This window comes from Rahnella sp. ChDrAdgB13 (genome assembly GCF_017655185.1).
Lineage (GTDB): Bacteria > Pseudomonadota > Gammaproteobacteria > Enterobacterales > Enterobacteriaceae > Rahnella > Rahnella contaminans.
Genome location: NZ_JAEMGT010000015.1, coordinates 19710 through 44627, shown reverse-complemented (window position 1 = coordinate 44627; position 24918 = coordinate 19710). Strand labels below are relative to the sequence as shown.

General features: G+C 52.0%; 19 protein-coding genes. All 19 read right to left on the bottom strand.

Annotation, left to right across the window (positions count from 1 at the left end; translation table 11 throughout):
• Positions 1–247: 247 nt before the first annotated feature.
• The 19 genes from qatD to J8X26_RS05640 all read right to left on the bottom strand — a co-directional run bounded on the left by qatD (position 248) and on the right by J8X26_RS05640 (position 24907).
• On the bottom strand, positions 248–1015 hold the full coding sequence (qatD, locus tag J8X26_RS05730) for a Qat anti-phage system TatD family nuclease QatD (RefSeq protein WP_208950381.1): 768 nt from the start codon (positions 1013–1015) through the stop codon (positions 248–250).
• On the bottom strand, positions 1012–2385 hold the full coding sequence (gene qatC / locus J8X26_RS05725; protein WP_208950380.1) for a Qat anti-phage system QueC-like protein QatC: 1374 nt from the start codon (positions 2383–2385) through the stop codon (positions 1012–1014). The genes qatD and qatC overlap by 4 nt, the downstream gene beginning before the upstream one ends.
• Positions 2382–3206 carry a Qat anti-phage system associated protein QatB gene (gene qatB / locus J8X26_RS05720; RefSeq protein WP_208950379.1) on the bottom strand — a complete coding sequence of 275 codons (825 nt, stop codon included), beginning with the start codon at positions 3204–3206 and terminating at the stop codon, positions 2382–2384. Before qatB ends, qatC begins: the two co-directional genes overlap by 4 nt.
• Positions 3207–5144 (bottom strand): Qat anti-phage system ATPase QatA, encoded by a 1938-nt coding sequence (qatA, locus tag J8X26_RS05715; RefSeq protein WP_208950378.1) that lies wholly within the window; start codon positions 5142–5144, stop codon positions 3207–3209.
• A 442-nt stretch (positions 5145–5586) separates the two neighbouring features.
• Complete coding sequence (locus tag J8X26_RS05710; protein WP_208950377.1) at positions 5587–6207, bottom strand: hypothetical protein; 621 nt, start codon at positions 6205–6207, stop codon at positions 5587–5589.
• A complete protein-coding gene (locus J8X26_RS05705; RefSeq protein WP_208950376.1) occupies positions 6200–7621 on the bottom strand; it encodes a VasL domain-containing protein in 1422 nt (473 codons plus the stop codon). The genes J8X26_RS05710 and J8X26_RS05705 overlap by 8 nt, the downstream gene beginning before the upstream one ends.
• Positions 7608–9434, bottom strand: coding sequence for a DEAD/DEAH box helicase (locus tag J8X26_RS05700; RefSeq protein WP_208950375.1), 1827 nt, complete (start codon positions 9432–9434; stop codon positions 7608–7610). Before J8X26_RS05700 ends, J8X26_RS05705 begins: the two co-directional genes overlap by 14 nt.
• 60 nt (positions 9435–9494) lie before the next feature.
• Positions 9495–10739, bottom strand: coding sequence for a GIY-YIG nuclease family protein (locus J8X26_RS05695; RefSeq protein WP_208950374.1), 1245 nt, complete (start codon positions 10737–10739; stop codon positions 9495–9497).
• A gap of 66 nt (positions 10740–10805) precedes the next feature.
• The gene (gene tssE / locus J8X26_RS05690; protein ID WP_208950373.1) at positions 10806–11255 is read right to left on the bottom strand and encodes a type VI secretion system baseplate subunit TssE; all 450 of its coding nucleotides are present in this window, start codon (positions 11253–11255) and stop codon (positions 10806–10808) included.
• The gene (gene tssJ, locus J8X26_RS05685) at positions 11248–11784 is read right to left on the bottom strand and encodes a type VI secretion system lipoprotein TssJ (RefSeq protein WP_208950372.1); all 537 of its coding nucleotides are present in this window, start codon (positions 11782–11784) and stop codon (positions 11248–11250) included. The genes tssE and tssJ overlap by 8 nt, the downstream gene beginning before the upstream one ends.
• Entirely contained in the window at positions 11765–12865 is a 1101-nt protein-coding gene (gene tssG / locus J8X26_RS05680; protein ID WP_208950371.1) for a type VI secretion system baseplate subunit TssG, read from the bottom strand. Before tssG ends, tssJ begins: the two co-directional genes overlap by 20 nt.
• On the bottom strand, positions 12820–14583 hold the full coding sequence (gene tssF, locus J8X26_RS05675; RefSeq protein ID WP_208950370.1) for a type VI secretion system baseplate subunit TssF: 1764 nt from the start codon (positions 14581–14583) through the stop codon (positions 12820–12822). The genes tssG and tssF overlap by 46 nt, the downstream gene beginning before the upstream one ends.
• A 13-nt stretch (positions 14584–14596) precedes the next feature.
• Positions 14597–15331 (bottom strand): hypothetical protein, encoded by a 735-nt coding sequence (locus J8X26_RS05670; RefSeq protein WP_208950369.1) that lies wholly within the window; start codon positions 15329–15331, stop codon positions 14597–14599.
• 64 nt (positions 15332–15395) lie between these two features.
• The gene (tssA, locus tag J8X26_RS05665) at positions 15396–16991 is read right to left on the bottom strand and encodes a type VI secretion system protein TssA (protein WP_208950368.1); all 1596 of its coding nucleotides are present in this window, start codon (positions 16989–16991) and stop codon (positions 15396–15398) included.
• Positions 16991–20404, bottom strand: a complete 3414-nt coding sequence (locus tag J8X26_RS05660) for an ImcF-related family protein (protein WP_208950367.1) — start codon at positions 20402–20404, stop codon at positions 16991–16993. Before J8X26_RS05660 ends, tssA begins: the two co-directional genes overlap by 1 nt.
• Entirely contained in the window at positions 20388–21542 is a 1155-nt protein-coding gene (locus tag J8X26_RS05655) for a hypothetical protein (RefSeq protein WP_208950366.1), read from the bottom strand. Before J8X26_RS05655 ends, J8X26_RS05660 begins: the two co-directional genes overlap by 17 nt.
• Positions 21543–21545: 3 nt before the next feature.
• Positions 21546–21812 (bottom strand): PAAR domain-containing protein, encoded by a 267-nt coding sequence (locus J8X26_RS05650; RefSeq protein ID WP_208950365.1) that lies wholly within the window; start codon positions 21810–21812, stop codon positions 21546–21548.
• A gap of 12 nt (positions 21813–21824) precedes the next feature.
• The gene (locus J8X26_RS05645; RefSeq protein WP_208950364.1) at positions 21825–22679 is read right to left on the bottom strand and encodes an SUMF1/EgtB/PvdO family nonheme iron enzyme; all 855 of its coding nucleotides are present in this window, start codon (positions 22677–22679) and stop codon (positions 21825–21827) included.
• Positions 22680–22684: 5 nt separating this feature from the next.
• Positions 22685–24907, bottom strand: coding sequence for a hypothetical protein (locus J8X26_RS05640; protein WP_208950363.1), 2223 nt, complete (start codon positions 24905–24907; stop codon positions 22685–22687).
• Positions 24908–24918: the final 11 nt, after the last annotated feature.

Sequence of the window (24918 nt, the reverse complement as noted above, 5' to 3'; positions counted from 1 at the left end):
GAAACTGGCGACGGCTGCTCAAATCTTTTGGGCAGACGACGCCAGTTGAACAAGCCGCAGGCGCGTTAGCCTGTGATTTGGACTTTCAAAATATGCAATGGCGTCATCCAGGCAACCAAACGGGAATGTGGCGTATTTTCATCCAGCAAGATACCTCCTGAACGTGAACCCCTTCCTGGGGTTAAACACTCACACAGTGGCTCTAAAATGCGCACGCCGTACTATCTGCAATGAAAGGAGACAAGAGTTACCTGGTGACAAGATTTCTAAGGTTACTGAGTATCAGGGAACTAACCGCTTCGCTACTGAGACCGTGGAGTTCTGCAATCCCCCGAACTGTCCGGTACACATCTCTGGGCCGTATTGGGACGGTTTCATTCTGTATGAACGGGCCATCGGTCTCGGTTAACAAACGGCTCAGCGGGAGACTGTTGATTAGCTTTCGATGCTTGACTGATCTGAGCATCTCCTCATTTATCGAAAAGTAACACCCAAGCTCGGCAGCGCGTCTCGCTTCAGAAACTGTACCCGTGAACCAGTGAAGAATGACCTGCCCATTCTCGTTCAGGTGGCTTTTTTCCATGTGACTCAGAACCTTAGCCACAGCACGCACGCTGTGGATACTCAGGATCTTATCACCCTGCTCAGCACAGGCGTGAAGAATGCGTGAGAAAACCCTCTCCTGTGCTTCAAAGCTTTTATAAAACCGAGGGCCAGCATCAAGACCTATCTCACCGACGTAACGCGTGACAGGTAGGTAACGCTCAAGTAGCTTCACTTCATGCTCGCGCTCCGCAACAAGCTGAGGATGCAGCCCGAGTCCTACACGAACAAAAGGAGAGTGCTCCGTCAGTTCATTGTTCCTCTGCCAGGCTTTTGGCGTTGTCGTTACCGCAAGAGTTGCCACTCGAGCTTTATCGCACTCGGCAATGATAGCTTTATGATCCGGATACAGGTCCAGATGACAGTGAAAGTCAACCCACAACGGGGAGACTCTCTTCTGGGCATGAGTCATGACAACGGACTCGTTGTGACACCATTGAGCAGACGTCCCACCTCTTCCATTCCCCGAGTGTAAACACCTTCATAATCGGCGATTTTATCAGGATTATCACTGAGTGGCCCGGGTTTATGAATATCAAACTTTGCACGTCCTGGGTTATCCGCTAGTTTCGCCAGTGTGAATTGGAAAGCGCGAACATGCTCTCCCTCTGCCTTATTGCTGTCAAGAACCTGCGCGCTGAGACTGGGTATGTGGTAAGGCGTACTGTCAGTACCAAACGCGCTAAATATCGACGCCCGCCTTATCAGACAGGGCACGCACCGACCACAGTGCTTAGGTTTGCGTTCATTCTCGTCCGGGTCCCAGCGGCGACTCTGTGGCGAGGAGCATGACATGGTGCTGGCTACGTGTTGCCTCAGAAAATCCCGCTCACGACAATGTGCGGCCATCTCACCTTTTGTTTCGAACGCATACGGGTTATCTAAGCGGGCGGTAATACCGACGTTATGTAAAAGATCATTATAGCGGGCCATGTAATACGGATGCGTAGTACGTGTACTCAACGCCCCCACACGTAGTGGATCAAGCGGAACATTGAGCGATATAAGTCCGTTCTCCGGCACATTGATTACCGTCTCGCCATCTACGGCATCAGCTGCCATCGCAGCGAGCGAGAAGAAAAGAAACGAACGACCGCGCAATGTATTTTCGCCCTCATCATCCACTACAGTGCCTGTAGGAAAGCCAACGCGCGCTCTGACGTGTGCAAAGGACTGTCCAAAATGTCTCTGCAGACGAAGCGCACAGTCGCTTTGGTATTGACTGGTAACAGAATCCCAGTAATGACTGATGAAAAGCGGAGAATACCCAGCCGAAAGCAGATCCACAGCACCAATAAAACTATCAAGACCACCCGAGAACAGGCAAATAGACGTAGGTTCAACAGCGCGCTCATGAACAGATTCACCAATGAGTTCTGTCTGTAGTATCGGTCGCGCGTGAAACTGTAGAGTCCAGCGATCACCTGTCAAGAAATTCAGAAGCTTGCTGAGAAGTCCTGCCTGCCCAGTCCACAGCGCCGGATCAGCCATAGGGACATGCAATGCAATTTCCCTTGTCCACCTATCCTGCGCATTCTGTTCGCGTGAAATTCGGGTATCCGCAGCGGTGACAGTTGCGGCTAGGATTGCCAGATCGACGGAAGTATCTGAGGGGGTTAATCCAAATTCACTGAGCCCCTCCAGCGCCTGACCCAGACCATAATCTAGCTGTCCGGTATCTTTTAGGAAGTTGATTTCGGTCGTCTGTGTTTGCAGACGACTCAGCACAGGCTGAAACGTATCCTGAATACCCAGCTTCGCAATTATTGTGTGATGACTCATTCTGCCCTCTCTCCTTCGCTGGTTATCAATTCAAATGCATACTCATAGATTCGCTCAACCTTGTCTTCAACTGCACTCCCAGAAAGTCCATCTATCTGCCCTAGCTCGTCTCGCAAATGTGTGCGGGTAGCAGTATCAACAAAATCATGTAACGTCGCCTGAATGTCACCAATAGCCTGAATATCCTCGGGCAACTTGATGGCATTGTGCCCAATGTCAGCCATGATTCTGCCTTCGATGGAATGCACCACAAACCCGATGAATACTTCCTGAAGCTGCTCGGGTGTTAATGCATCGAAACTCTCCAGACAGCTCTCCGACATGTCGCCGATGGTGTCTAGCATTGCCTGTCTCGCGATACCTTCATCGACAGATCCTCCTGGCGGGCAGAGAAACTCAATCAATGATACGAACACAGTAGCTGCTGGTTGACCAGACAATCCCCCCAGATTGAAGCGTTGCAGTACTTGCGTAGCGCCGCCCTGCTGGAAATCACCGAGGATACCGAGTAACCCCCCTGCAACGACGCGTGAAGATCCCATGCGCCGGCTTGCTCTTCCCGCACCACCGGTGCCATTTCGCACATAGTTAGCAACGGCCTTACCAAGTGCGCTGCGGCTCCCGGACCGCGCGTATCGGGTGAAGTCACCTTTCGGCGAACTTAGCGGTCCTGCACCACTTGAGTCACGAGGTGCTACAGGGGATGAGGGGGCTACATCTTGAGTGGTATGAGGAAGCGGCAGTGTTGGTTCTGGTGGATTATCTACAAAATCAGGGACCAGACCGGTTGCTGGCCCACCGTATGCTTTAGAAGTTCCCATTTATTTTTTTATCCTTGCCATATCAAGTATTCCTTTTGTCACGCGGCTCAAAGCTTTGTTCTCCTGTTGTTCAACCCAATCACTCATTATTGCCCGGAAATCTCTCTCAAATGATGGGTCGACAAAACATTGCATAAAACCAGGAAGCCAGGCACCGCCTGTTTTAGGTATCTGAATACGTCGAATAAACTCCAGTAGCTTACGCTGCGTCTGAGGTAGTATTTGCACCACGAACTGGAGTCCATCAATGCCATCGGGTTTCTTAATAAAGCTGTCTTGCTGCAAGATGCGTTCTACCAACGTCTCAAATACCTCGTCAACCTCTGGGGCACTGAGTTTTTCGAGGTCGTCTTTCACCGCACTGACAGCGAGTTTTGGTCCCATGAGTTTGTCTATCAGCGCAGTCAGATGACTTGATATAAGCGAGTCGACGAAGGAGCTTTGCTTATCGCGTGTCACGAATACGTAGGGACGCAGATCTACACCAGCAAGCTGCGGATCGATTCTGGCCCAACCCACCGCCCACTCATTTTTCAACCACTCGGCCAGAACAACATCCTTATTTTCATTATTCTTTTCAGTAGGGGGCTCCGTCTGAGGCATTACCGCACCTGCCTCTCTGACATGCGCCTCGAACTCAGCTAGCACGTCTGGCTTACCTTCTTTGTGATTGCTTGTCTGACGAACTACCTGCTCATAAAAGGTGGGATAGAAGCGCTCAGCAAGCATTACCTTGGCCAAAATAGGGCGTTTGATTTCCTCACCAAACCCTCGCTCATCCGCAATGGCCTGTCGCAACATCATTGAGTTCAGGAATCGTTTGATCTGTCGTGGATTGCCCCTAGTACCCTTGCTCAGCAAAGGGGTTACATGTGCGCTGATTTGTAGAGCCTGCTCGACATCAGACGGGATATTTCCATCCATCACCGCGTTAACCGCTTCCCAATCCAGCCCGCGGCTGTCCCAGGGACGTTTCATCTCCTCGCGAGCTTTATCAAGCAGGCTGACAAAATGCTTGTGTTGCGTGCCGAGCGCATTTTCAGTGAGTAACAGTGTGGTATATATTCGCGTTTCGGCGCTGCCCAAAGCCGGGATACGGAACGGAACCTGAATCAGCTTTTCCAGATAATTTCGAGCATATGTCAGGGGACCAGTGCTTTGCGGGAGGTCCGGAAAATGTTCACGCACCGCATACTCAATCATCGCCTCATCTGCACCGATGACAAATGCAGTGTTTTCGACAAACAGAAATAGTCGAATTGCCTCGAGGGTTGCGATCGCCGTTTTCGGCAGACACCGATCGAGATCGTCCACAATTACAACAAGCTTATCAACTTTAGCCGCGCTAAGAAGCTCTTTAAATTCCTGGCGAAAAGCATGTATATGTTTAGGAAGGGATTCAATATCGCCATCAGCTTCTTTAATAAATGCACTGGCCTTACTTGCAAAACCTCTAATATCGTCTGCGGAAATATGATCCTGTGGTGAGCTCAGTAGGCTGGTGGCGAAATCATAAATGCCTTTAAGCTGATCGACAGTAGGAATACCGGTAAAAGTGGTGAATGCGAGTCCACCTGCTTTCCTGGCGATTTTCAACCAATCAACTCTGCGCAGCACTTTTTTCGCGGCATCAGCCACTTTTGTACATCCAGGGCGAGCCTGAATGAGCTCTTCAATAAGGGTTTCGATGATAACGATCTTAGCATCTTCGAACCCTTCGAACGTCCAGCCGTTGAACCAGAGGCAGAGTGTTTTATCATCATCCGTGTACGATGCCTCCAGCATTTTCAGAACACTGGATTTACCTGCCCCCCAGTCACCATGCACACCTATGGTGATCGGGGCATCTGATGTCTGGTCTATGAGTTTGACCACCGTTTTGGCGATCGCTTCGTAATACAACAGGTCCGTTGCTGTTTCCTGATCGTTCAAAAACATGCATTTTCTCCTGATTACATAGCATCCGATCTTGAGACGTTTGTTTTGTCCGGTCCGGCATGTACGAGATCACGTTTATGGTTTAAATTAAGGGGTTGCTTGACCGAAACATGGGCAGCCTCGGCAATAAAGGTAAGCTGGAATATGTATTGTCCCCATTGTCCGCAATGACTGATGGGAAAGCGATGTCCTCTGATACACCACTTTCAACTCTGCAGTTATCACGATCAGGAAACTCACTATCGCCCTTGACAGGGTTAACGACTCCGAAATTTATATATTGGCGGCTAATATCACCAAACCGGCTCTATGGGTGGAAAACGCATAAACCACGGTGCCATAGTTTTCCGATTCCTCTTGAACGGCTGAAAGGAAATCTCATACATCAGGAACCACTAATAGGATCTTTCTTGCGGTTGATATTGCGTGCCATAAATCGATGTTACTTCTTTTTCTTCAACCGACCCCGGGCTTTTTCAACGGCCCTTTTGGTCCTGTCGGGAAACAGTGTGGCCTGCTGCTCGGCCACACTCAGGCGCATATTTCTTTCCAGCAGCATCCATTCCTCGTCGCTCCAGGGACGAAAACCAACTTCGCTGCTATGGGATTTTGTCAACCGTAGCCTTCTCGCCATTATTTTGACCGCCACCACACTTCTTCCTGGCAGGTGCTCAGCTACGGATGTGCCTCGCCTTGAGTAGTCAGCTTTCAGGATATCGAGTTCTTCCTCTCGCCAAAATCGCCCGCTCTGTACCCCCAGTGTTTCTGCCATTGAAAATATTGCATTGACGCTTCTGCCCGGCAGTAACGGTGTAAGGGATCCAGCTTCAATGCCCTGAGCATAATAGTTGCGAATAATCGCCATTTCAGCATCGGTCCAGGGGACATTTTTCTTTCTGCGGCAGCCGAGTTTGTCCGCCATTAATGCTATTGCGCCGGATGTTCGCCCCAGCCTGACAGCAATCTCTGCAATAGGGGTTGTGGCATAATTGTTCTCCAAAAAGTTCAAATCTGAAATGGTCCACCTGCCACGATGATTCCGGTAGCGGACTGTGTCATCCATGATGCTTAATGTTTTTTTGGGAGGCATCAGCCGACGGAGTCCCAAATGCACGTTGTTTCAATTCGGCATAGCGGGCAGTGAGCTGCTTCAGATGCATCTCCACCATAGCCTGTGCGGCAGCTGGCAGCGGCTGTTCAACCGGCGTTTGTGATAATACCCGCAGTTGCTCTTCAGCCGGTATGGCCTGATTAAATGACTGCATGGAAGAAAATACGACTGATTTCAGTTCACTGACCGTCATATATTTTCCCTTTTGTTCATCCAGCCCGTTCAGCTTGTCGCCCAGTTGCTGTAACTTCGTCATCCCCTGATGCCAGCCATCCAGGTTTTCTGCCGATAACGCGCTGGCGTTAAGCTGTTGCTGCCACTGTTGCATCAGCGGTTTAGCCTGCTCCGGCCACAACACCTGAGCCTGTTCTACGAGCTGCCGACTGTAGTCAATATTCCAGTCAGGGGGAAGTTTGTCCAGACGAGCAAGCTGCAACTGAGTCTCTGCGATAAGGGCTTGCGGTGGGTGAGATTGTTGTCGCAACGTGTTCAGCTGTGAGGGAGTGAGTATTGCGGGTAACGGCGTCAGAGATGAGGCAAGCTGGGTCTGTAACGGGTCAGGTCGGTGCAGATACTGCCAGCCCCACACCGTTGCCGCACCTATCACAAGCATAGTGACCATTCCAACAGTAAAGGATTTCCAGGGTCTTACCGAGGCTGGTATCGCCGTCAAAACTTCCACGTTCGGCTGTTGTTCCGGCTGCGCAACGTACACCCACTTCACTGCGATATCCGGCGCGCTATTCTCTTCAGCCGGACTACCTCCGGTTGATGCTGCAGCATCATTCATCACGGTAGCTGGCAACGTGATACCTGAATGAATAGTCGGCCCGGAGCTGGTTGTGTCATCGCTGTTTTCCAGTATGACGGCATTGTTATGCATCAGGGTACGCAAAGTATCGAGCTGGCTAAGATGTTTGAGCTCCAGGCGCTGTAGTACCGCCCCCAGACTGGCAAGCTGCTGTTCTGCACGATAGAGCTGATTGAGGTCGCTGTAGTTCAGGGGATGCGTACGCATCAGCTGTTGCAGGCGCTGGCTCAAACCTCTGAGGATTTCCATGCGGGCATGGACCGGCTGCGGCCACAGCGCGCCCCACTGATGGCTTATCAGGGCCTCCAGGATGGACAATCCTTCATTCAGGCCGAACAGCCCGGCCAGTTGCGTACGGGTAAACGTGTACCAGGCCGCCGTATGCAGCTCCACACCATTTTGTTCAAACAGCGAAAGACACAGTTTTTCCGCATAACGCCAGTTCACATCCGGGCGTGCCGGATGTGTCAGCTTGCTCAGTTCTTCGCGCAGGGCGGCATAATCCGGTAGTGTGCGCGGGTCACTACCGGTTTTTAACGTTTTATGCCGGCTCATTCTGTAGCTCCTGCAGGTCCAGGTCGGCGAATTTCGTCAGTTGTCGACTGATACTGTTTTCTTTGTGGCAGGTCACCAGTAGCGAACGTGTTGCGCGGGTAAATGCCACATAAAGCGCCGGAATGGCTTCCGACTCATCTTCAGCAGCCTTGTGAACAAAAGACGCATTGATAACAGCAACGAAAGGAAACTCAAGTCCTTTGCTGCTCTGGAAGGTCATGAGATGAACAACATCGTTGTGGTGTGAGTAGCTTTTTTTATCCCCGGGGGTAAAGCTGAGGGCGGTGGGTATCTTATGTTGCTCCAGCAATACGGTGAGCCTGTCTGCTGAAAAACGCGTAGGACACAGTACAGCTATATCTCCCCAGCGATCTGCAACCGCGTGTTTCTCCTTCAGCCATGTCACAACACGATGGGCCTCCTCCGCTTCAGACTGGCATAGCTCGATATCAGGAATATCACCATCCTCTCCGCAGGCTTCCGGCAGCACCAAAGGGAGCTCTTGATTATGATGGCTGTCAAAATAGTCACGTGAGAAAGCATAAGCAAAATTGAGAATACGACAGGGATTACGATAGTTAACCCGAAGGACAGACGTGCGTCCCTGAGCCTGGATACCCACACTCGCCAGCGAAAAGTTAAGAGCTCTCTCACGCCGGTATAGTGACTGCGCGTCATCGTACATCAGCAGCAGTGAACGCGTTGTGTTATCAAACAGCCGGGCGATTAATGAAAGCCAGCGTCGGTCAAAATCATGTCCCTCATCAACCAGCACAGCATCATAACCGCTATCTGTCACTGCTCCGCTGTTAACCGCATTTTCCAGAGCTGCAAAACAATTATCAAAGAACAGCCCTTCCCGGCTCACATTTAGTTTGAATTTACGGGCAGCACTCGCACACCAGTCGTGGAAATGATACACGTGCACTTTGTCCGACAGCCCTCTTTCAGCAATACATTCACGGATATAGTTTGCCAGGATAATATTAAAACAGAGCACTAATACAGGACGCGTTGTCGTTTCTGAAAGATACAAACAACGGTAGAGTAAAATCAGCGTCTTGCCGGAACCTGCAACTCCATGTATGACGCGGTGCCCTTCCCCAAGATTGCGGGCCAGCACCTCCTGCTGTATATCCATGACCCGCTGAACATGGTTGTTCTTTTTTTTCGCAGGTATCGCAATCTCCGGGAAAAGGTACCGACGCAGGGCATCCCTCATAACCGGGGTGATCGAAGGCCTGAAACGGGTGGTAAACAGCGCGGAGATTTTTTGCCGAAACGCAGAGGGCGTAACCGACTCTGTCATTTCATCCTGACAAATCGACAGCGCCTGCGGAAATATAGACTCAACGGCGCCATCGGCAGACAGGGCAGTCAGTTGCTGACGAGTGATGTTGGTAAACACCACGCCATAAGCCCATGCAACGTTAAGCTTACCCTTGTACAATCCCATTTTCTGCTGCAAGCCCGGATCCTGGGACAACATTTCGGCAGTCGCACAGGCATACTCTCTCACTTGAACCAGCGGATTCCGCTCCTGTTTTTGCCCCTGACCTGTCTCCAGAATGACCGTCTGCGGATCGGCATGGCGAAGGGTACTCAGCCGCCAGTCCTTAACTTCCAGAAAGATAAGCCCGAGAGAGGGATCGATAATAACAAAGTCCGGGTGTCGGTATTGTCGTCCAACCGGAATGTCATACCAGACCAGGCAATCATCACCAAGGTGTGACTCCAGGCGCTGGGCAACGCGTCTTTCCCCATGTGTCATTCGTTCCCCACACAGCGAGAGAGAGGTCATTAGCTTTGCCATAATTCTATTCCAGATTGTTATACATGAGGGCAATGACTGATGTGAAAGGCTCGGAGATATTCATGCCGCTTCGCTTTCAGCATATTCGAGACTTTGCAGGTACTGTAGCGCCACAGGGTCAGCAATGTAGTCAACCTGCCCATGGTGACGTTCCACCTCGTAAATGATTTTGCTGAGATCTACGCGGAAAAACTCTTTACGTAAGTTAATTCTGTTAATGCGGTAACGTTCCAGATGGTCGTGCAGCGTTTTTTCGAGCGCCGGCGCATCATTACAGGAGATCATGGCGTGAACGTCAAAATCGAACGGCACGGCGGCCCCACTGAGTTCTTTCACCCGTTCCATCGGCTCCAGCCGACGGGTCATACCAATTTTGAAGACATCTTCACCAAAGGAACCGATGTTCGAAATCACATACACATGTCCCTGTTTTGTAAGCTGGGCCATGGATTTGGCGCGTTCATACTGCTGATGCACGTCCTGGATTTTTTGTTCAAGTTCAAGACGCTGTCTTTCCAGCTCTTCTTTATACGTACCTTCGGCAGCCAATAGCGCTTCTTCAAGCACTCGCTGCTGCTCAGCAAGGCGCTGCTCCTCTTCTTCCGCTTCGCGCTGCTGCCTGTCCAGCTCATCCTGACGCTGCTTTTCTTCCCGCATCTGACGTTTGAGCTCGGCCTGATATTCCTTTTCTTCCTGAGCTTTTTCCAGAAACGCGACCTTATCCAGGAACTGCTGCTTTACGCTGTCCCAGTCGGCATTATCCTCAAGCTCAAGAAAAATGATTTTCTCGCTGATGACGGTGTAGGCATCCCTTTCCTTGCGGAGCTGGTCGTATTTACTCTGCCAGTTGTTCACCGTGGTCCCGGCAAGCAAGGTCTTAACTTTAAATTTATATGCCGAGTCAACAATGCGCTGTAGCGCCCGGCTGGCTTTACTTCTAGCCTCGTAATACTCATCCCAGAGACCGACAAGCCGTTGCTTTTCGTGGTAAATACCCCGAGCCACCCCGGTACTCACGGTTTCATCAAACGCTTTTTCCTTCTGAACAAGGTCAGATGTTGCCTGTTCAAGTGCGGCATTTTTCTGCCTGAAACCCCGGTAGATAAAATACCTAATGAGTAAAACAGCCATAACCAGCAAGCCAAAGAAGAGCGCAATAATCCCGGCAGGGGTTGATACCGAATCAATAAAGCGCTCGTTAACATTAATCAGCGCCCTCACCGCAACGTAAATTCCCCAGGCAATAACGCCAAGAATAACCAGTATTACACCCAGCGCATTATCCTCTTTTTTTCTTCGTGCCATACTTCATTCCCTTAGCTTATATTTTTGATTTTTCGATCATATTTATTCGACTACAGCGGAATAACATTAAAATACATTCTGATTGATAAACTGCTGTTGTCTCATATGCCGGATGAGCACCCGCCCTTCCGGCATAAATTCGGTACCGTAACGCACAAGACCGAAGCCCTTCAGCTCTGCATCGATGGCGTAACGGAGTTCGCCGGGAAGGGTCTGCTCCAGCATAGTCACCTCAATACTCTTCAGGCGGGGCTCATATTTCAACAATACCCCGGAAAGTGCGGCCATTAACTGATGGGCGGTCCCGGGGAGCCCCTGCAAGATTTGGGTCATGTCGGGCAGGCCGTAATCGGGCAGGTGGGCCAGCGTGCCTGCACGGCAGTTGAGGATGCGTTGCATATTGTCGAGTACCGACAGAATGACCTGGTTCTCTTCGCTGACCTGATGCAGATCAAGACCGCCGGTGAAGCTGCCAAACAGTATTTCGTACAAAGAGGGACGCGGCATGTCAGTCATCCTTCACAGGTTTAAGCGTCAGGCTGTTGTTACCGGCTTCAATAATTCTGGCCTTATCCGGGCTGAGGTCATCACGGGAGAGGACCACACGCCAGGTGTTGTTCACCTGATCCGGTGACATAAACATTCCGGCGACCGCCACATACTGCGCACTTTCCTCCATCGGCATATCCACTATCATCGCCCCGCCGGGTTGCAGACGGATATCCTTCTCAGCCACAAGGTCAGCCTTCAGGGCCTGGCTGTCAGCCGCAAACAGTGACGGGTAATCGGTGGCGTCGAAAGCCTTCCGGTCTTTCAACTGATAAATACGCACTACCGTGGACAGCGCCATGCCGCCAGCGTTGTTGTTCACGGCTTCACGTGCGCGAATATCAAGATGCAGGATTTTCACCTGCTTATAAAAAATAGATTTGGTCACAGCCACGGTGCCGTCCGTGACTTTCTGGGTCAGGCCGCAGCCCGCCAGCAGCATCACGATGCACGATGCCAGTACAACCAGGGTGGTTTTACCAGAGGTAATCGCCATCTTCATCAGTCTCCCTGCGGTGAATGTTTTCCTGAACCCGCTCATAGCAGCCCAGATTTATGGTGAGTGTTTTGGGTTGCTGTGTCGCGCCCGGATTGAGAGGGCGCAGTATGGCGGTGCGGCCCAACTGAACGGCACCGGCGCGCGGCTGGCTGCTCATCGTTGCATCTGGCAGCAGACGCCTCGCGACACAAAGCTGCAGGCGGACATCCAGACGGGCGCCGAGATAAACGTGCAGCAGTGCCATTAAATCGCTGTGGAGGTCACCTCCGGGAAGCCAGCCCTGAACTTCCTCCGGACAGGTAGTCGTCAGTTGCATCAGCACCTGACAATTCACATCGGTGGCGTAGTGACCCATCACCGGGCGATGTTTCAGCGTAACCGGCTGGCTGACACTCATGGTCAGCGGCTTTTTCAGCGGTACGCGACGTATATCGTGGTGCCAGATTTTTGCCTGGGTATTCGGTGCCAGCAGGCGTACCAGTGAGGCCATGCCTTCCGCTGTGCGGCCCGGTAACAGCATCACCGGCAGCAGCGCCAGAAAACGGGATGCCGGTGTGGCGATATTGTCCGCGCACCCGCCAATACCGAGTCCCGCCAGTCCCAGCAGATACTGTGACGTTCTGTCCTTCCCTCCCTCCTCAAAGGTCGCTGGGTAGGAGTATTTGCGCCAGATACGGTAGTACTGAGCAATCAGGCGGTGGTTGAAGATATCGAGGAAATCCGCCGTGGCTTCATAGCCTTCCCGTCGCTGGGTGATATCGTCGATGTAGTGCGTCGGTAGCGGCGACTCCACGCCATAGAGCCCCATAAAGGTGACCCTGACGGTCGGCGGCAGATGCGGTTGTTCTGAAGGCTCCAGACCTTTAATTTCCGAGGCCGGAAATCCCATCCCCGAATGAGGCCGAAAGCGCACCGGCTCGTGACGGACCTGCCAGGTGCTGCCAATGACCGGTTTATCAGGCTGGCTCTGCTCCAGTAATTGGCAGAAGCGGTAAAAATTGATATAGGGTAGCCGGTCGCCCAGCGTTTCCATCAGCCGGGCAGGCGCGGACTGTGATTCTCTTTCCACCGGATGCATTTTCCTTCTGGCTGAACAATCAGGGTGAGCTGGTTAAACTGGTTCATGTCGGCGTAAAGCGCGAAGAAGCGGTTGAGCAGTTCACCGAACAAATGAACGTCACCTTCCCCGGTAAAACCGTTACTGTCGAGGGTCACTTCAATGTCCAGTCCGCGCAGCAGATATCCCTCCTCGAAACGCTGGATACGGTGATGCCCGACATGTTGTATCGCATCCAGGCGGCGGTTATTCAGTTCATCTTCCTGCCAGTTGTACAGTGCCAGCGTCCCGCGCAGCACCTCAGCACTGCTCATCATATTGAGAAAACTTGAACCCAGATGGCTCAGCACGCGCCAGTGAAAGCGGTCCTCTGCGGGTGGATAGACCGGCAGTGTCGGTTTACAGAGGTTTTTGACGGACATTGTCGTCTGCATCACCTGCTCACACCGGTCGAGCAATGTGCTCTGCAGGGCGCGACGTGGCAACTGGCCGTTGGTGCCGGTGATTTGCAGCGATACGGTTTCCCGCTCAACCCCCTTATCCTCTTCCCATTGCATCCCGCCCAAAATCAGCCAGGTGTCATGCAACCCGGTAACACCGCGCTTCACGCGGGTGTGATAATAACGCGGTGGTGCATGACGGCGCATCATGCCCCCTTTGTGGCGGAAGCTGCTGAACGGCACATACTCGGCATCATCCGTGCGCTTTGACCCTGTCACCGAATCCACCGCGTAAATTTCGGTATGCCCGTCCTGCAGGCGTTTTGGCCGTAACAGATATTCACTTTCGAGTCCGGAAATCGTCAGGGGATCGGCTTCCAGGGTGAACAGGTTGATGACCGGAACGCAGTGCAGACGAATGGCCTCATGGGTGACCGGTAAATCGGATGGCCACAGCTGGCTCAGCACCACCTCAATATCGAAGTACTCCGTTCCCGAAGGCAGCGTTATCCCCTCCAGACCATTGAGATGAACAAACATAAACTTGTCGCGGAAGGTAAAGTATTCCAGCAGCAGCTGGTAACCGCTAAAGCCCGCGTCGCCTTTCGGCCACAGGCCCTCCTCTTCACCGAATCCGCCCGGTGAAAACCAGCCATCCAGCCGGATGCGATCCGCTTGTCCGGGAAGGCGCATGTACAGTGCGGCCTGGCGACGGGTCAGCATCATATGCAGCTGGCTGCTGACCGGGGCATCTGCGGCCAGATACAGGCTCAGGCGACTGAGGTCTGCCTGCGACCAGTCAGCCTGTCCGCTGCAGGCAAAACGTATCGCGAGCCGCGACCGCCCATCTGGCTCGGTGGTCATGGTGACGCCAGAGACGCTGAGCGGGTTGAGCATCATGTCGCGGGTGGTGCGGTACCGGCAGAGGGTATTCTTCGGACCTATTGGTCGGGAGGTGACCTCTAACCCAGCCGGCACCGGTTCGGCCATTTTCATGGCCTTCAGGTCGGGGGTAAATGCGACCACAGACAAAGAGGGGATGGTGCGCAGGTAGTGTGGCCAGAGCATGCTGACCAGCCCTTCGGTCAGCTCCGGCAGGTCGTCATCAATTTTTTCCCGCAGACGCCCCATTGAGAAGGCAAAGCCTTCAAACAGACGCTCGACATAGGGGTCAGGCGTGCCGGCTTTATCCAGGTCGAGCATCGCCGCCCGATCAGGGTGGGTCTGGGCGAATTCTTTTGCAGCGTCTCGAAGGTAGCGCATTTCAGCATCGAAATAGCGCAGGGTCTGATCTTTCATATGCGTTCCAGCCCTAGTGCTGTTGCCCAATAATTAAGCGTAGAAACGTGAGGGAGACAGGGAAAAATACGATATCTGCAGCAAGTGCCACAGGTGTGAGCACAATGTTGGTAGCAAGATTCTTCGGATAAAAGTCGGTTTCATTGTCGGTCGCGTAAAATTCAACTTTATACTTTCGCCCCAGTGACTCGGTATTGGTAAATGCATAATTGAGACTTTTTCTTGGAAGAATCGCGCCCTCGATATTGACGTTTTTCCAGTACCCTCCCTCCGAGTTCTGGAAACCTGAATGTTTAATGATATTTACATCGCCTTCTGAAAGCTCACCTGCGCTTTTATTTACCCTGACACGTAACGAATCGTTAAAGTGAACGACAGCATCCCCTTTTACAGGGCGAGCCAACTGAAGCTTGAGCGTATTTTCTTCTTTACCTGCAATCAGTGGGATTTTGTCTGTTAATTTGTTTAAAGACAGTAATTCATCAGCTCCCCTCGTCAGAATGTAGACGTTTTTTTCACCTAGAAATGCAATGCCTTCCGAAGGAATAATCAGAGGTATATTGGTGTTATCCTGAATAACGGAAGCGGCGAGATTTTTATACTGAAAAATGTCGGTGACATTATCCTGCATTTTCATAACATTCACCTGATGGCTATTTGCAACTTTATTTCCGCCCCACAAAATTGCAGTACACCCGGATAGTAATAGCACCATGCCAAAACATGCTGCAGATTTAGTTATTTTCATGAAAGTTATTATTCCTAAAATCATTAATATCACCGGCATCATTTCCGGAATTCATTTCTTAGCATTACCCGCACAGGACTGCCGCACGCGCCGGATCGATAACGATCAGTCCCGCGAGAAGCGCTTCTATTGCAGGGCTGAGGCGAGCCTTATCGGTCTCACTGCGTCCGGCTTTCATCCGCAGTAATTTCAGATGACGCGCACGCACTTCAAACAGCAGGCCCGGTTCCCATTGCGCAAGCCGGACATTATCGGCCTGTGCGCCCAGCTCATTAAGCAGAAGCACGGCCAGTTCGTTTTTACCGTATTGTTCCGCCACGCGGGCCATCAGCAAGCGCAGCAGCCATTTCTGGCGAACGGTGGTGATGCCAGGGCGATCCTGCAGCCAGTTCAGGGCGGCTTCCGCGCCCGCGTTGTCGGCCAGCACCACCGCTTCAGGCTCAAGGGCTAGGATGTCATCATCGGCACTGCGGGTTTGTGAGGCATCTACGTCATCGCTCCAGACCCCGACTGAGTCCATCACGCTCTGCTGTATCCAGTTCAGCGTTACCTCATCCGCAAACGGCGTACCGTCATTAAACGCCAGCGTCTCCAGCCCGGTCAGGCGAGAGAGCAACCCCTTCAGGTCGGCAGCAATGATGTCCGCCAGCGTATCCTTCCCCTGTTTTTGCAGCGCCTGGTGGATATACCACTGCAAATCAAGCCACAGGTGGTTTGCACCGCGCGAGAAGACGCTGTCAGCCTGCTCCATTATTTCGCTCCAGCTCTGTTGCAGATAAAGACGTTTGAGCAGGGCGCGCTGGTCCGCTCTGGGCGGTTCAATGCGGGTTCTGCCTGCTGCATCCGGTGCCGGGATAGCATGCAACGTATCGTGACGCAGGCTTTTCATCAGATGGTGTGCCGGGAGCCATCCGTCCGGCTGGTCACGCAGGTAGTCGGTCAGGGTACGGGCCTGTGCCAGCAAATCCTGTCCGGAGGTGACCCGACTCAGCTGTGGTGCACCATTGTGTGGGAGGGCGGTTGTGGGCGTATTGTCACTGGCATTCTGCGGTACCACTGCATCCACGCCGCCGGCTTTCTGCAGGCGGGCTTCAAGGGCGCTGTACAGCCCATCGAGTTGCGGACGGGTTTCATCGGGCTCAGCGTCCGTCAGTTGCTCGATCAGCAGCAGCGCCCCGGCGGTACGCAACACATCCTCGCTCACCACTTCCGGGTACAGAGAGAGGCTGTCTGTCATACGCGAACCGGCCAGCCATTCGAGTGCGGCTTTACGGCTACGGTCACGCTGTGGATGGAGTTGCCCGCCAAAGCGTTCAAGCAGGGCGGCCAATAACTCCAGTCCGTCGGCCAGGCCGCGCTCGCCTTCCCGGTGCAGTTTCGCCCAGCAGTAATAAGTGGCCACGCGAATATCTTTGGCGGTGTTTGTCAGCAGCTTTTCGGCCAGTTGGCAGATCCGTTCAGTGTCCGCGCCAGAGAGCTTATTCACCTCTTCACGTATCTGCTGGAAATCGTCATCGTAACCGGGGTCATCTCCTGTCCCGGAAACACCGGGAACGGGCAGCAGCCAGTTGTTCCACAACGCAACGCGCTCACGGGTCTGCGCTAACAACGTGTCCTGCCGTGCCTGGCAGGCATCCAGCAAGGAATTCAGCGATGACATCAGTCATTCCCCTCAGTATCAGCTGTACGATCGGCGGAGGCTGGTGCCGGTGCGTCACTGACGCTGAAGATATTCTCCGGCAGGCGGAAATTACGCAGTTTAAGCAGGACCAGCGGACCCTCTCCGGCTTCGGTACGCAGCGTGTAATTGAGGTTGCGCCCGTCCGGTGCTTTCCAGCGCAGATGGTAGCTGCTGTCCACGCCCGAATTGTCGCTGACAGAGGCTTTATCCAGCAGGCGTATCAGCCCCCAGGTTCCCGGCATATCCGCATACTGACGGGTGCCTGCCTGAACACTTATCCAGCTCAGATTTGCGCCCGGTGCTTCGGTATCCGCCGGCCAGGTGACGCGTTTCCACTGCGGCATCTGGTTCATGTAGGTCAGCTTCTGACCGTCAATGATCATGTCCGTCTGCATTACGCCATCTGCCGTCCCCGGACGCAGTTCAAAGCTCATCCTGGCATTGCCTTCGGTGAACGCCACATCCGAGATGTGGCTCAGGGTATTCATGGCATTAAGGAAGGCGGGATTAAAGGCCAACCCCTGCGAATTGATGCTGTCCGGTACCCAGTGGCTGCCTTCACGGTGCAGCACGCCTTTGAGACGCGTTTGCAGGAACTGTGTGATACGCCCGGAGTCCGCATTGAGGTATTTCGCGAGCAACGGCAGCGAGACGTCACTGCCTGAATGACTGAACGGATAGCGGCCCCCAAAGGCGCTGTTCCACTCACTGACCACCGCTTGCTGCCACTGGGCATTCAGGCTGTCTGCCGCCGGGGTCAGTACCTGCTGCCAGGCCTGCTCCATCGGGTTCACAAACACCGAACGGCCAAAGCCGCTCCACTCCTGGCCGAGTCCGGCGGCAATCAAGCTACCGTAGTCACGGGTGTCGGTCAGGTCCACGGCTTTGCCCTGAAACACGGTCTGGGCCAGCGTCTGGGCCATCGCCTGCGGATCGGCCGCCTTGGTCACCTGTTGCAGGCGCAGGCGCACCTGGGTAACGCGGGTCAGATAAGACTGCAGGCTCTGAGCCTGTGCGCCGGTGCGGTTTTTGTCCATCAGTGCCAGTACCGGACCAAAGGTGGCATCCAGTGGGCCATGAACGCCGGCGCTCTGGTCGATGGCATCCTTGTTATCACCGCCCAGCAGATTTTTCGCTGATTTCACCAGCGAGTCAGAAATGGCTTCACCCGTCTGCCCGGTTCGTCCCTGCACGTTCAGGGTATTCATCAGCGCCACCAGGGGTGACTGACGCAGGTCGGCCATCAACGTCAGCTGGTCAATGGAATCAGACAGCGTGGCGGCATTGTTCCAGCGCAGGCTGTTGAGAAATGCCAGCCAGGCCCCACCAAAATCGGCAAAGTAGCGCTCCGTCAGACGTTTTTCCAGCGCTTCCGGTGACCCTTCCTGTTGCGGTTTCTGTTTACTGTCGGTCAGCACCCAGTCCAGTTCATCCCGGCGCTCTTTCACGACCTTTTCGATAGCAGGCTGCACGGCTTGCTCCCAGGCCTGACGGGTGAACATTCCTGGCACCACCTCACGGGTCGTGAACAGGCGGCCGGCGTCGGTATCGCCGGTCATGTCTTCCAGACGCATATCGGCATACTGGTTTACCACCTGCGCCAGCATCTTCTGATACTGGCTGGATTCGCTGTTACGCATTCCCATCAGGCGGACCAGCAGGGAGCGCGCCTGGCTGACCATGCTCTCATCGGCGGACAGGTGCCACTGTGGATGCGTTATCAGACTGGCGGCATAAAATGAGAGCAGCGACGGAGCCTGGCCCTGCCACTCGCTATCTTTCACATTCTGACGCGTCGGCCACTCCTGCAATAATCCGCTGCTGAACCAGGCCGCATCCATGTGCTCCGGCCGCGCCAGCATCAGATAGAGTTTGAGCTGGTCATAGGTCGTTTTAGCCATCTGTTCGCGCAGTGGGCTGCCCGGTGGCAGTGCGTTGAACGCATTGAGTTGCGTCTGCAGGTGCCCGGCCGCAGCGTCACGTAACAAGGGTTGTGCGCTGTCCCTGTAACGTGGCCAGAGTGCATTTAAAAGAGTGTCATTTTGACTGAGCCCGGCACGTTCATACCAGGGTATGCCGTGTGCTGAACGGTACTGGAGACGACCGAGGGTTTTCTGCAGTTCAGACAGTGCATGCAGGCGCTCTGCCAGCGGCTGTCGTTGTTCAGTCGCCAGTGTCGCCTGCCCCTGCGCGTTGCGTATCTGACTGCGGTTGCTGATAAAGGAGACCAGCATCCAGGCTCCCCAGGTCACCATCAGCAGTGCGGCAACGGATGCCATCACCTTTTGCCACGGGATACCCGGTTTACGTGGACGCAGTGTTGCTGGCAGCGAACGAACAGTGGCCGGGATGACATTCCAGCGCTTGTCCATCCCCCAATGGTACTGAACGCTACGCTCTGCTCCCACGGAGGGCTGGCTGAAGACAACCCCCGCCAGCGGCAGCGGCCGGTACGGATTGAGCATTACAGAGAGCGGTTCTGCCACGCTCTGTGGTTCACGAACCAACTGGTCGGCCAGCGTCAGCAGGAAGCTGTGTTGCACCGCATCGCAGGTCTGTTGCAACCCCTGTGCGATCAGTTCAGGTGTCAGGGTAGCAAGCTGTTCTGTCAGCCCTGCCGGACGGCACCCGGCTGGGAGAAGACAACCGATCGCCTGAATCGTACGCCCTTCTGGTTTGCCGGCCCGCAGATGCAGTGACCAGACATAGAGCGGCAACTGCCAGCCCAGCGTCTCATTGCGGGCACTGATGGCATGGGAAAAGGTATCCATCATGCTGTCGGAAGGTACCGGCTGCGGCTGGGTCAGATCCGGTGAGGACAGGCGGTCAAATAGCGAGGTTACCCACACCATGCCATCAGCCGGGCGACGGCGCAGTTTACGCAGCGCGGTCAACCATTGACTGTCAACCGGGCTGTTTAGATCACCGCCCCACAGCAGTAACGTACCCTGATCTTCCTGCCAGTATTGCGAGGTCAACCCGGGAGTTAACTGCTCCACCTCACCAGGCGTGCCGGTGATAATCAGGATACGGACTTTGCGTGGCCAGCCGCGACCATACAGATTGCGCATCGCGCTGCGGATTTCAGCGACGGTGACATTGCGGGGTGGGGTCTGTGCTACGCGGGATTCATCAGCCGGGTTCTCATTCTTCCGCTTAGCCTGATAGCGGTGCCAGCGTTCCTGCATTGCCTGACGTATTATCCCGCCATGACGAATGAACAAAACAAGAATCATCGCTGCAGCAAAACCAAGCCACTTTAAACCTGTTACATTCAGTCCAATCCTGTCACCGTAATGCCAGATTAACCAGGCAATGCCTCCGGTGATCATCGCCGTCAGCCCTAAACGTCCCCAGCTACCGCGCCACACTGAACTATCGGCTGTTTTCATTCTTATTCCCTGTTATCACGGTATTAATAAAGCGTTCTCCTTCACTCTCAGATAACATCAGGCAGCCTGCTTGCTGAAATCGGACTACATCACTCACGACAGCCGCCATTATCCAGGGAGAAAAGGGCCCGCAAATCCCTGCATAGGTTTCCAGCCAGTGGAGCTGCTCTGTTTTCCAGTAACCCTTATGTTGTTCAGCGGCTTTGAGCAGAGAAGAAAACAATTCCCCCCAGCGGACACGATCGCCGAGAATGTGCTGCGTGGTAATGCCTTGGGTCTGGGTGGAAAAATAGAGCTCCAGTTCACTCAAGAGGTCATCGCTCTCCAGTGACATAGGACGGAGCAGGCGCACGTCATGATCCAGTCCGTATTTGGTGGCTACATCATCAGAGATTAACAGCAGGGTCGCCAGCGCATCGCTGTAACGATCGGCACCATGCATTTGCTGAACGAGGATAAGTTCAGCTGAGATATCGGGGGTTTTTATGCGGCGTTCAACAGCATCAAACGAATACGAACGTAAAATCTCCAGCACTGGGGCCGGGTAGCCTGATGGCATCAGATGCTGCCAGCTCTCCTCGAATAGGGTTTGTAAGACCAAAGTATCTTCAGGAGAATCTGTCAGCAAGAGCACGTTCAACGGCAGGTCCGCCGGAAGCCTCGTTAGTGGCTCAACAAGATTACCCAAAAATGCAGCGATGGCTTCGTCATCGCTGAGAATATCAACGCGTAAGTCCTGTTTTGCATGCTGTTCCCGCCCCGCAGCGGAAATGAATTGTACCGGCGTCAGCGAATCTGGCAGGAACACTTCACTGTGCATGACAGCCAGATAACGTCCAGCCCATTGTGTCCACTGTTGCTGAGAATAGCCTGCTTCCTTAGCCTCAAACTCGTGTTTATCAACGGCATTGTTATAGCGCCAGCCTCGCAAACAAATGAGCACAAACCAGGTAAACAGGGGTGATCCGAACAACAGCCACAGGTTGTAATGCTGCAACGAGCCAAGAAGCTGATTGGCGTGAAGAACAAATAGCAGCACGCCGGCAACCAGTGCAACAAGACCACCAATCAACCAGAACACGAGCGACGGCTCTTCAGGCATATCCGCGACAGATGATTTTTGACGTTCCCAGCTCATGACCTATCCTATTGCACAATCCGGCGCACTGGAAATCACCTGACAACCACACTCACAATGGCAGCCATCCACAACCACGGTTTTGCCATCAGATGACCACTCAGATGAACCTTCAATAATGGCATTGATACCGTGTCCTTCTTTCGGGCAGCTGATCTTGTCACCGATTAATGCCACTTTTTTATCATTGACGATCATGGCTGATGTGGCCGAAATAACCTCGCCACCGTGCGTTGTTTTATCACCAAGTAATACAAATCCTTTAGACATATAACTTCCTTATTATTTGAATGGGGAGTTTTCTACACAACGGAACCCATATCCGGGCGCTTCGGTTTCGGGTTTATTTCTCCCACGAGTTACATCATATAGGCCAAACATTGAACCTAAATATCCCCTCACAACTTTTTCCGTACCATTTACAGGTCCTTGAGGATTTTTTTCTGGTGAGCTTTCGTAATAATCCTCCGCATACCAGTCAATAACCCAGTCATGACCATTCCCCATCATGTCGTACAAACCTAATGGGTTGGGTGGGTAAGAGCCAACAGGGGCTCTATCAAAAGTGAAATTGAGTTTATTATCTGGGGTACTCAAGTTGTATATGTTATCTTCGTTTGCAAATTTCCTGAACTGACCACGACTACGTGCGGCATACTCCCATTGTGCTTCAGTTGGTAATGATATGTTTTTCCCAGAAACAGTCCCTACCCAATGGCAAAAATCTGATGCATCTTCCCATTTAGCGACAGCAGGATAGTCGCTGCCAGTTTCTTTTTTAAAACGAGCGCTTCTTTTTTCATCTGTGGCCCACTTGTAATATTCACTACTTTCTTTTTTTTGAACACTCAGCCATTTATTAAACTGCATCCACGTTATCCGATTCTTAGTTATTTTAAAATCAGATAACTCAACCCAGTGTAAGTGTTTATTGTCTAGATCCGGTGTAAGAGGTAATCTCTCATCAATTAACGTTCCAAAATCTCCCATTTGATAACGACCACCGATGACCTTGACCATTGAATCATTAATTTCACGGTTTAATTTATTTATATCATCTTTATTTTTTTCACTGTCACAGCCAGTAGCAAGCAAACTGAGCAATGTAAGGCAAATGACAACCCTTTTCGTTTTCATGACATTTAAATCTCCACACCATTAACAATAACCCGAGTACAACTCTCCATTAATACAGGAGATACCTCCACTAAGGGTTGTAATTCATTACCTTTGACTTCAACGAAATCAGGTAGGCTATTGTATATGTTCATCAAATTTTCGGCGTAATGGCTGGGCAATATGTTAACCGTTGAGGCATTAGGAATGATGTCCCCAACCCCATAAGCGCGCATTTTTTCGCCTAGTGCCAGAAAACCGACAACTTCCTGCTGATTTCCTTGCCATGAACCTGAAATTTCAAAACCCTTGGATAAATGCTGCATTACATTTTCATAGTCACGCTTTGACTGCACCCAGCGCAATGCCAGTAAAACAGCGCGTTTACGTGCACTGTAAGTTGTCTGCCCCTCACATTCAGTTTGAGCATGGCTCGCCGGGCTAGCCACATCGTCCCAAAAATTACGCTCAATCAAAGATGCAATTGCAGCACCTTTACTCTCAGGTGGTGAGAATTTTAAGCACGCTCCCTGCGTGTCTAAAATATGTTGCATCAATGCAACTCGGAGTTCCTTCTCACCCCAACCTTTTTCAAGCTTCACCAGCAATTCAGTTGTTTCATACTGAAAATTATCAACTAACTGATTTACACCATACATGCCGATAAGTAATGGCAATGCACAAAAAGCATAAAAGTCCCCATCCCTGATCACATTCTCTGATAGTTTGATATAATCCGCATTGCGTAGCATATATGTCAGACAAGGCATAAAGTCTGTTAGGATCGCGGTGCTGTCCACATCAAAAGCGACACTCCCTTTTCCACCACCACCCCAGCACATTCCCCCTCGTGCCAGAACCCGTACCTGTCCATTTTCATAGCTAAAACGAAATGTTCCACTCCAACCGACACCAAATTGAGCTGTAGCACCCAAAGCAACCTTTGCCAAAGACGTGTATTTTTGCTTTTCATCAGGATTTCGCCACATAATGGCGCCTGAAATGTTTACTGATGCCTGAGCGCCAGCAAACACTGTGAGTTCACCCTTTGCTTCAGGTTCTTCAATAACCTTCGTTATATCAACAGTTTGTTTTCCTGGTGTCACGGTTGATACGCTACTTGCAGGCACGCCTTTAGCCCAGTTAGCTTTCGTCGAGACACCTAATTCAACTCCCAGACTTGCTCCGATGCTCCCTGTTAGCGCTACTTCAAAATCAAAACGCAGTGTTCCAAGCTCTCCCATCCCACCACCGATTTCGGGTTTTAGAGGATAGAGTATGGTGATACCTTCAGCATCCGGAAGCGAGAGTGTAAGTTTACTTTTTGATTCTGCCAGAGCCAGCGATGCATAGGCACTGCCTTTCCCGCTTAATTCGCCTACATTTTTTATTTTTTTCTTTTTACTGCGAAAATCTATCTCAAAGGGATCCAGTTCTTCAGTCAAGCCCGCCCCGTAGGTCCATCGCATTAGTTGGGATTGGGAGTCAAACCCAATACGATCACCTTTATAAGGAGAATTCCGGAGACTCTCATTCATATCCTCAGCCCACTTACCGAGAATACCAATATGCTGTTCAATGATTTCCTGTTCACCTTTTAGCATATTGGGCTTTATTTTCGAGATCTGACTTTTAATCTTATCAAAGTCAATTTGTTCCCTGCTTTTCTTCTTTCCTTGTTCATCAGTATATTCTTCTGACTTAATGAAGCTTTTCTTCCCACTTTCTTGTTGCTTATTATTTAAGGAATAACGCCGCCAATGACTCTGAATTTTATCAGAACGAACATAAGTAAACCTTGTTCCTTTGACTCCACCACGAACTTCAATTAACTCCATTAATCCGATTGCATTTTTACTCTTGCTGTCCAGTAATGTCGCCTTAGGGAGTTCTTCCGTTGGTGTAAGAGAAGTTAATTCGACTCTTAGTTTCTTATTCAACTCATTCAGTCGCTGGGTTTCTTTTTGTAACTCTGTCTGAAGCGTATTTCGTTGCGTGACTTGCCCCCAATCGAGATCCGAGCACTTTTTTGTTAACTCATCAATGCGGATTTGACTATCGACCTGATAACCTAACAGCTCGTTCAGTCGATTACTTTCCTGTTCGACATCATTACCTTCAACAACTATTAATGTTTCGCTATCAGCATGGAAATAAACTCGTGATCCGGAGGGATTGCTTGCAGGAATGCCTTTAGCCTGCATACTCATTTTTCCGCTGCCGTGGACCATATCTGTTGCATCACTCATTAAATCTACTC

Coding starts and splice junctions, on each gene's coding strand:
- tssJ (WP_208950372.1), bottom strand. CDS start 11,784: ATGGCGATTACCTCTGGTAAAACCACCCTGGTTGTACTGGCATCGTGC.
- J8X26_RS05660 (WP_208950367.1), bottom strand. CDS start 20,404: ATGAAAACAGCCGATAGTTCAGTGTGGCGCGGTAGCTGGGGACGTTTA.
- J8X26_RS05670 (WP_208950369.1), bottom strand. CDS start 15,331: ATGAAAATAACTAAATCTGCAGCATGTTTTGGCATGGTGCTATTACTA.
- qatD (WP_208950381.1), bottom strand. CDS start 1,015: ATGACTCATGCCCAGAAGAGAGTCTCCCCGTTGTGGGTTGACTTTCAC.
- tssF (WP_208950370.1), bottom strand. CDS start 14,583: ATGAAAGATCAGACCCTGCGCTATTTCGATGCTGAAATGCGCTACCTT.
- qatB (WP_208950379.1), bottom strand. CDS start 3,206: ATGGGAACTTCTAAAGCATACGGTGGGCCAGCAACCGGTCTGGTCCCT.
- qatC (WP_208950380.1), bottom strand. CDS start 2,385: ATGAGTCATCACACAATAATTGCGAAGCTGGGTATTCAGGATACGTTT.
- tssA (WP_208950368.1), bottom strand. CDS start 16,991: ATGTCATCGCTGAATTCCTTGCTGGATGCCTGCCAGGCACGGCAGGAC.
- J8X26_RS05655 (WP_208950366.1), bottom strand. CDS start 21,542: ATGAGCTGGGAACGTCAAAAATCATCTGTCGCGGATATGCCTGAAGAG.
- J8X26_RS05695 (WP_208950374.1), bottom strand. CDS start 10,739: ATGGCACGAAGAAAAAAAGAGGATAATGCGCTGGGTGTAATACTGGTT.
- qatA (WP_208950378.1), bottom strand. CDS start 5,144: ATGTTTTTGAACGATCAGGAAACAGCAACGGACCTGTTGTATTACGAA.
- J8X26_RS05700 (WP_208950375.1), bottom strand. CDS start 9,434: ATGGCAAAGCTAATGACCTCTCTCTCGCTGTGTGGGGAACGAATGACA.
- J8X26_RS05650 (WP_208950365.1), bottom strand. CDS start 21,812: ATGTCTAAAGGATTTGTATTACTTGGTGATAAAACAACGCACGGTGGC.
- tssG (WP_208950371.1), bottom strand. CDS start 12,865: ATGCATCCGGTGGAAAGAGAATCACAGTCCGCGCCTGCCCGGCTGATG.
- J8X26_RS05645 (WP_208950364.1), bottom strand. CDS start 22,679: ATGAAAACGAAAAGGGTTGTCATTTGCCTTACATTGCTCAGTTTGCTT.
- J8X26_RS05640 (WP_208950363.1), bottom strand. CDS start 24,907: ATGAGTGATGCAACAGATATGGTCCACGGCAGCGGAAAAATGAGTATG.
- tssE (WP_208950373.1), bottom strand. CDS start 11,255: ATGACTGACATGCCGCGTCCCTCTTTGTACGAAATACTGTTTGGCAGC.
- J8X26_RS05705 (WP_208950376.1), bottom strand. CDS start 7,621: ATGAGCCGGCATAAAACGTTAAAAACCGGTAGTGACCCGCGCACACTA.
- J8X26_RS05710 (WP_208950377.1), bottom strand. CDS start 6,207: ATGGATGACACAGTCCGCTACCGGAATCATCGTGGCAGGTGGACCATT.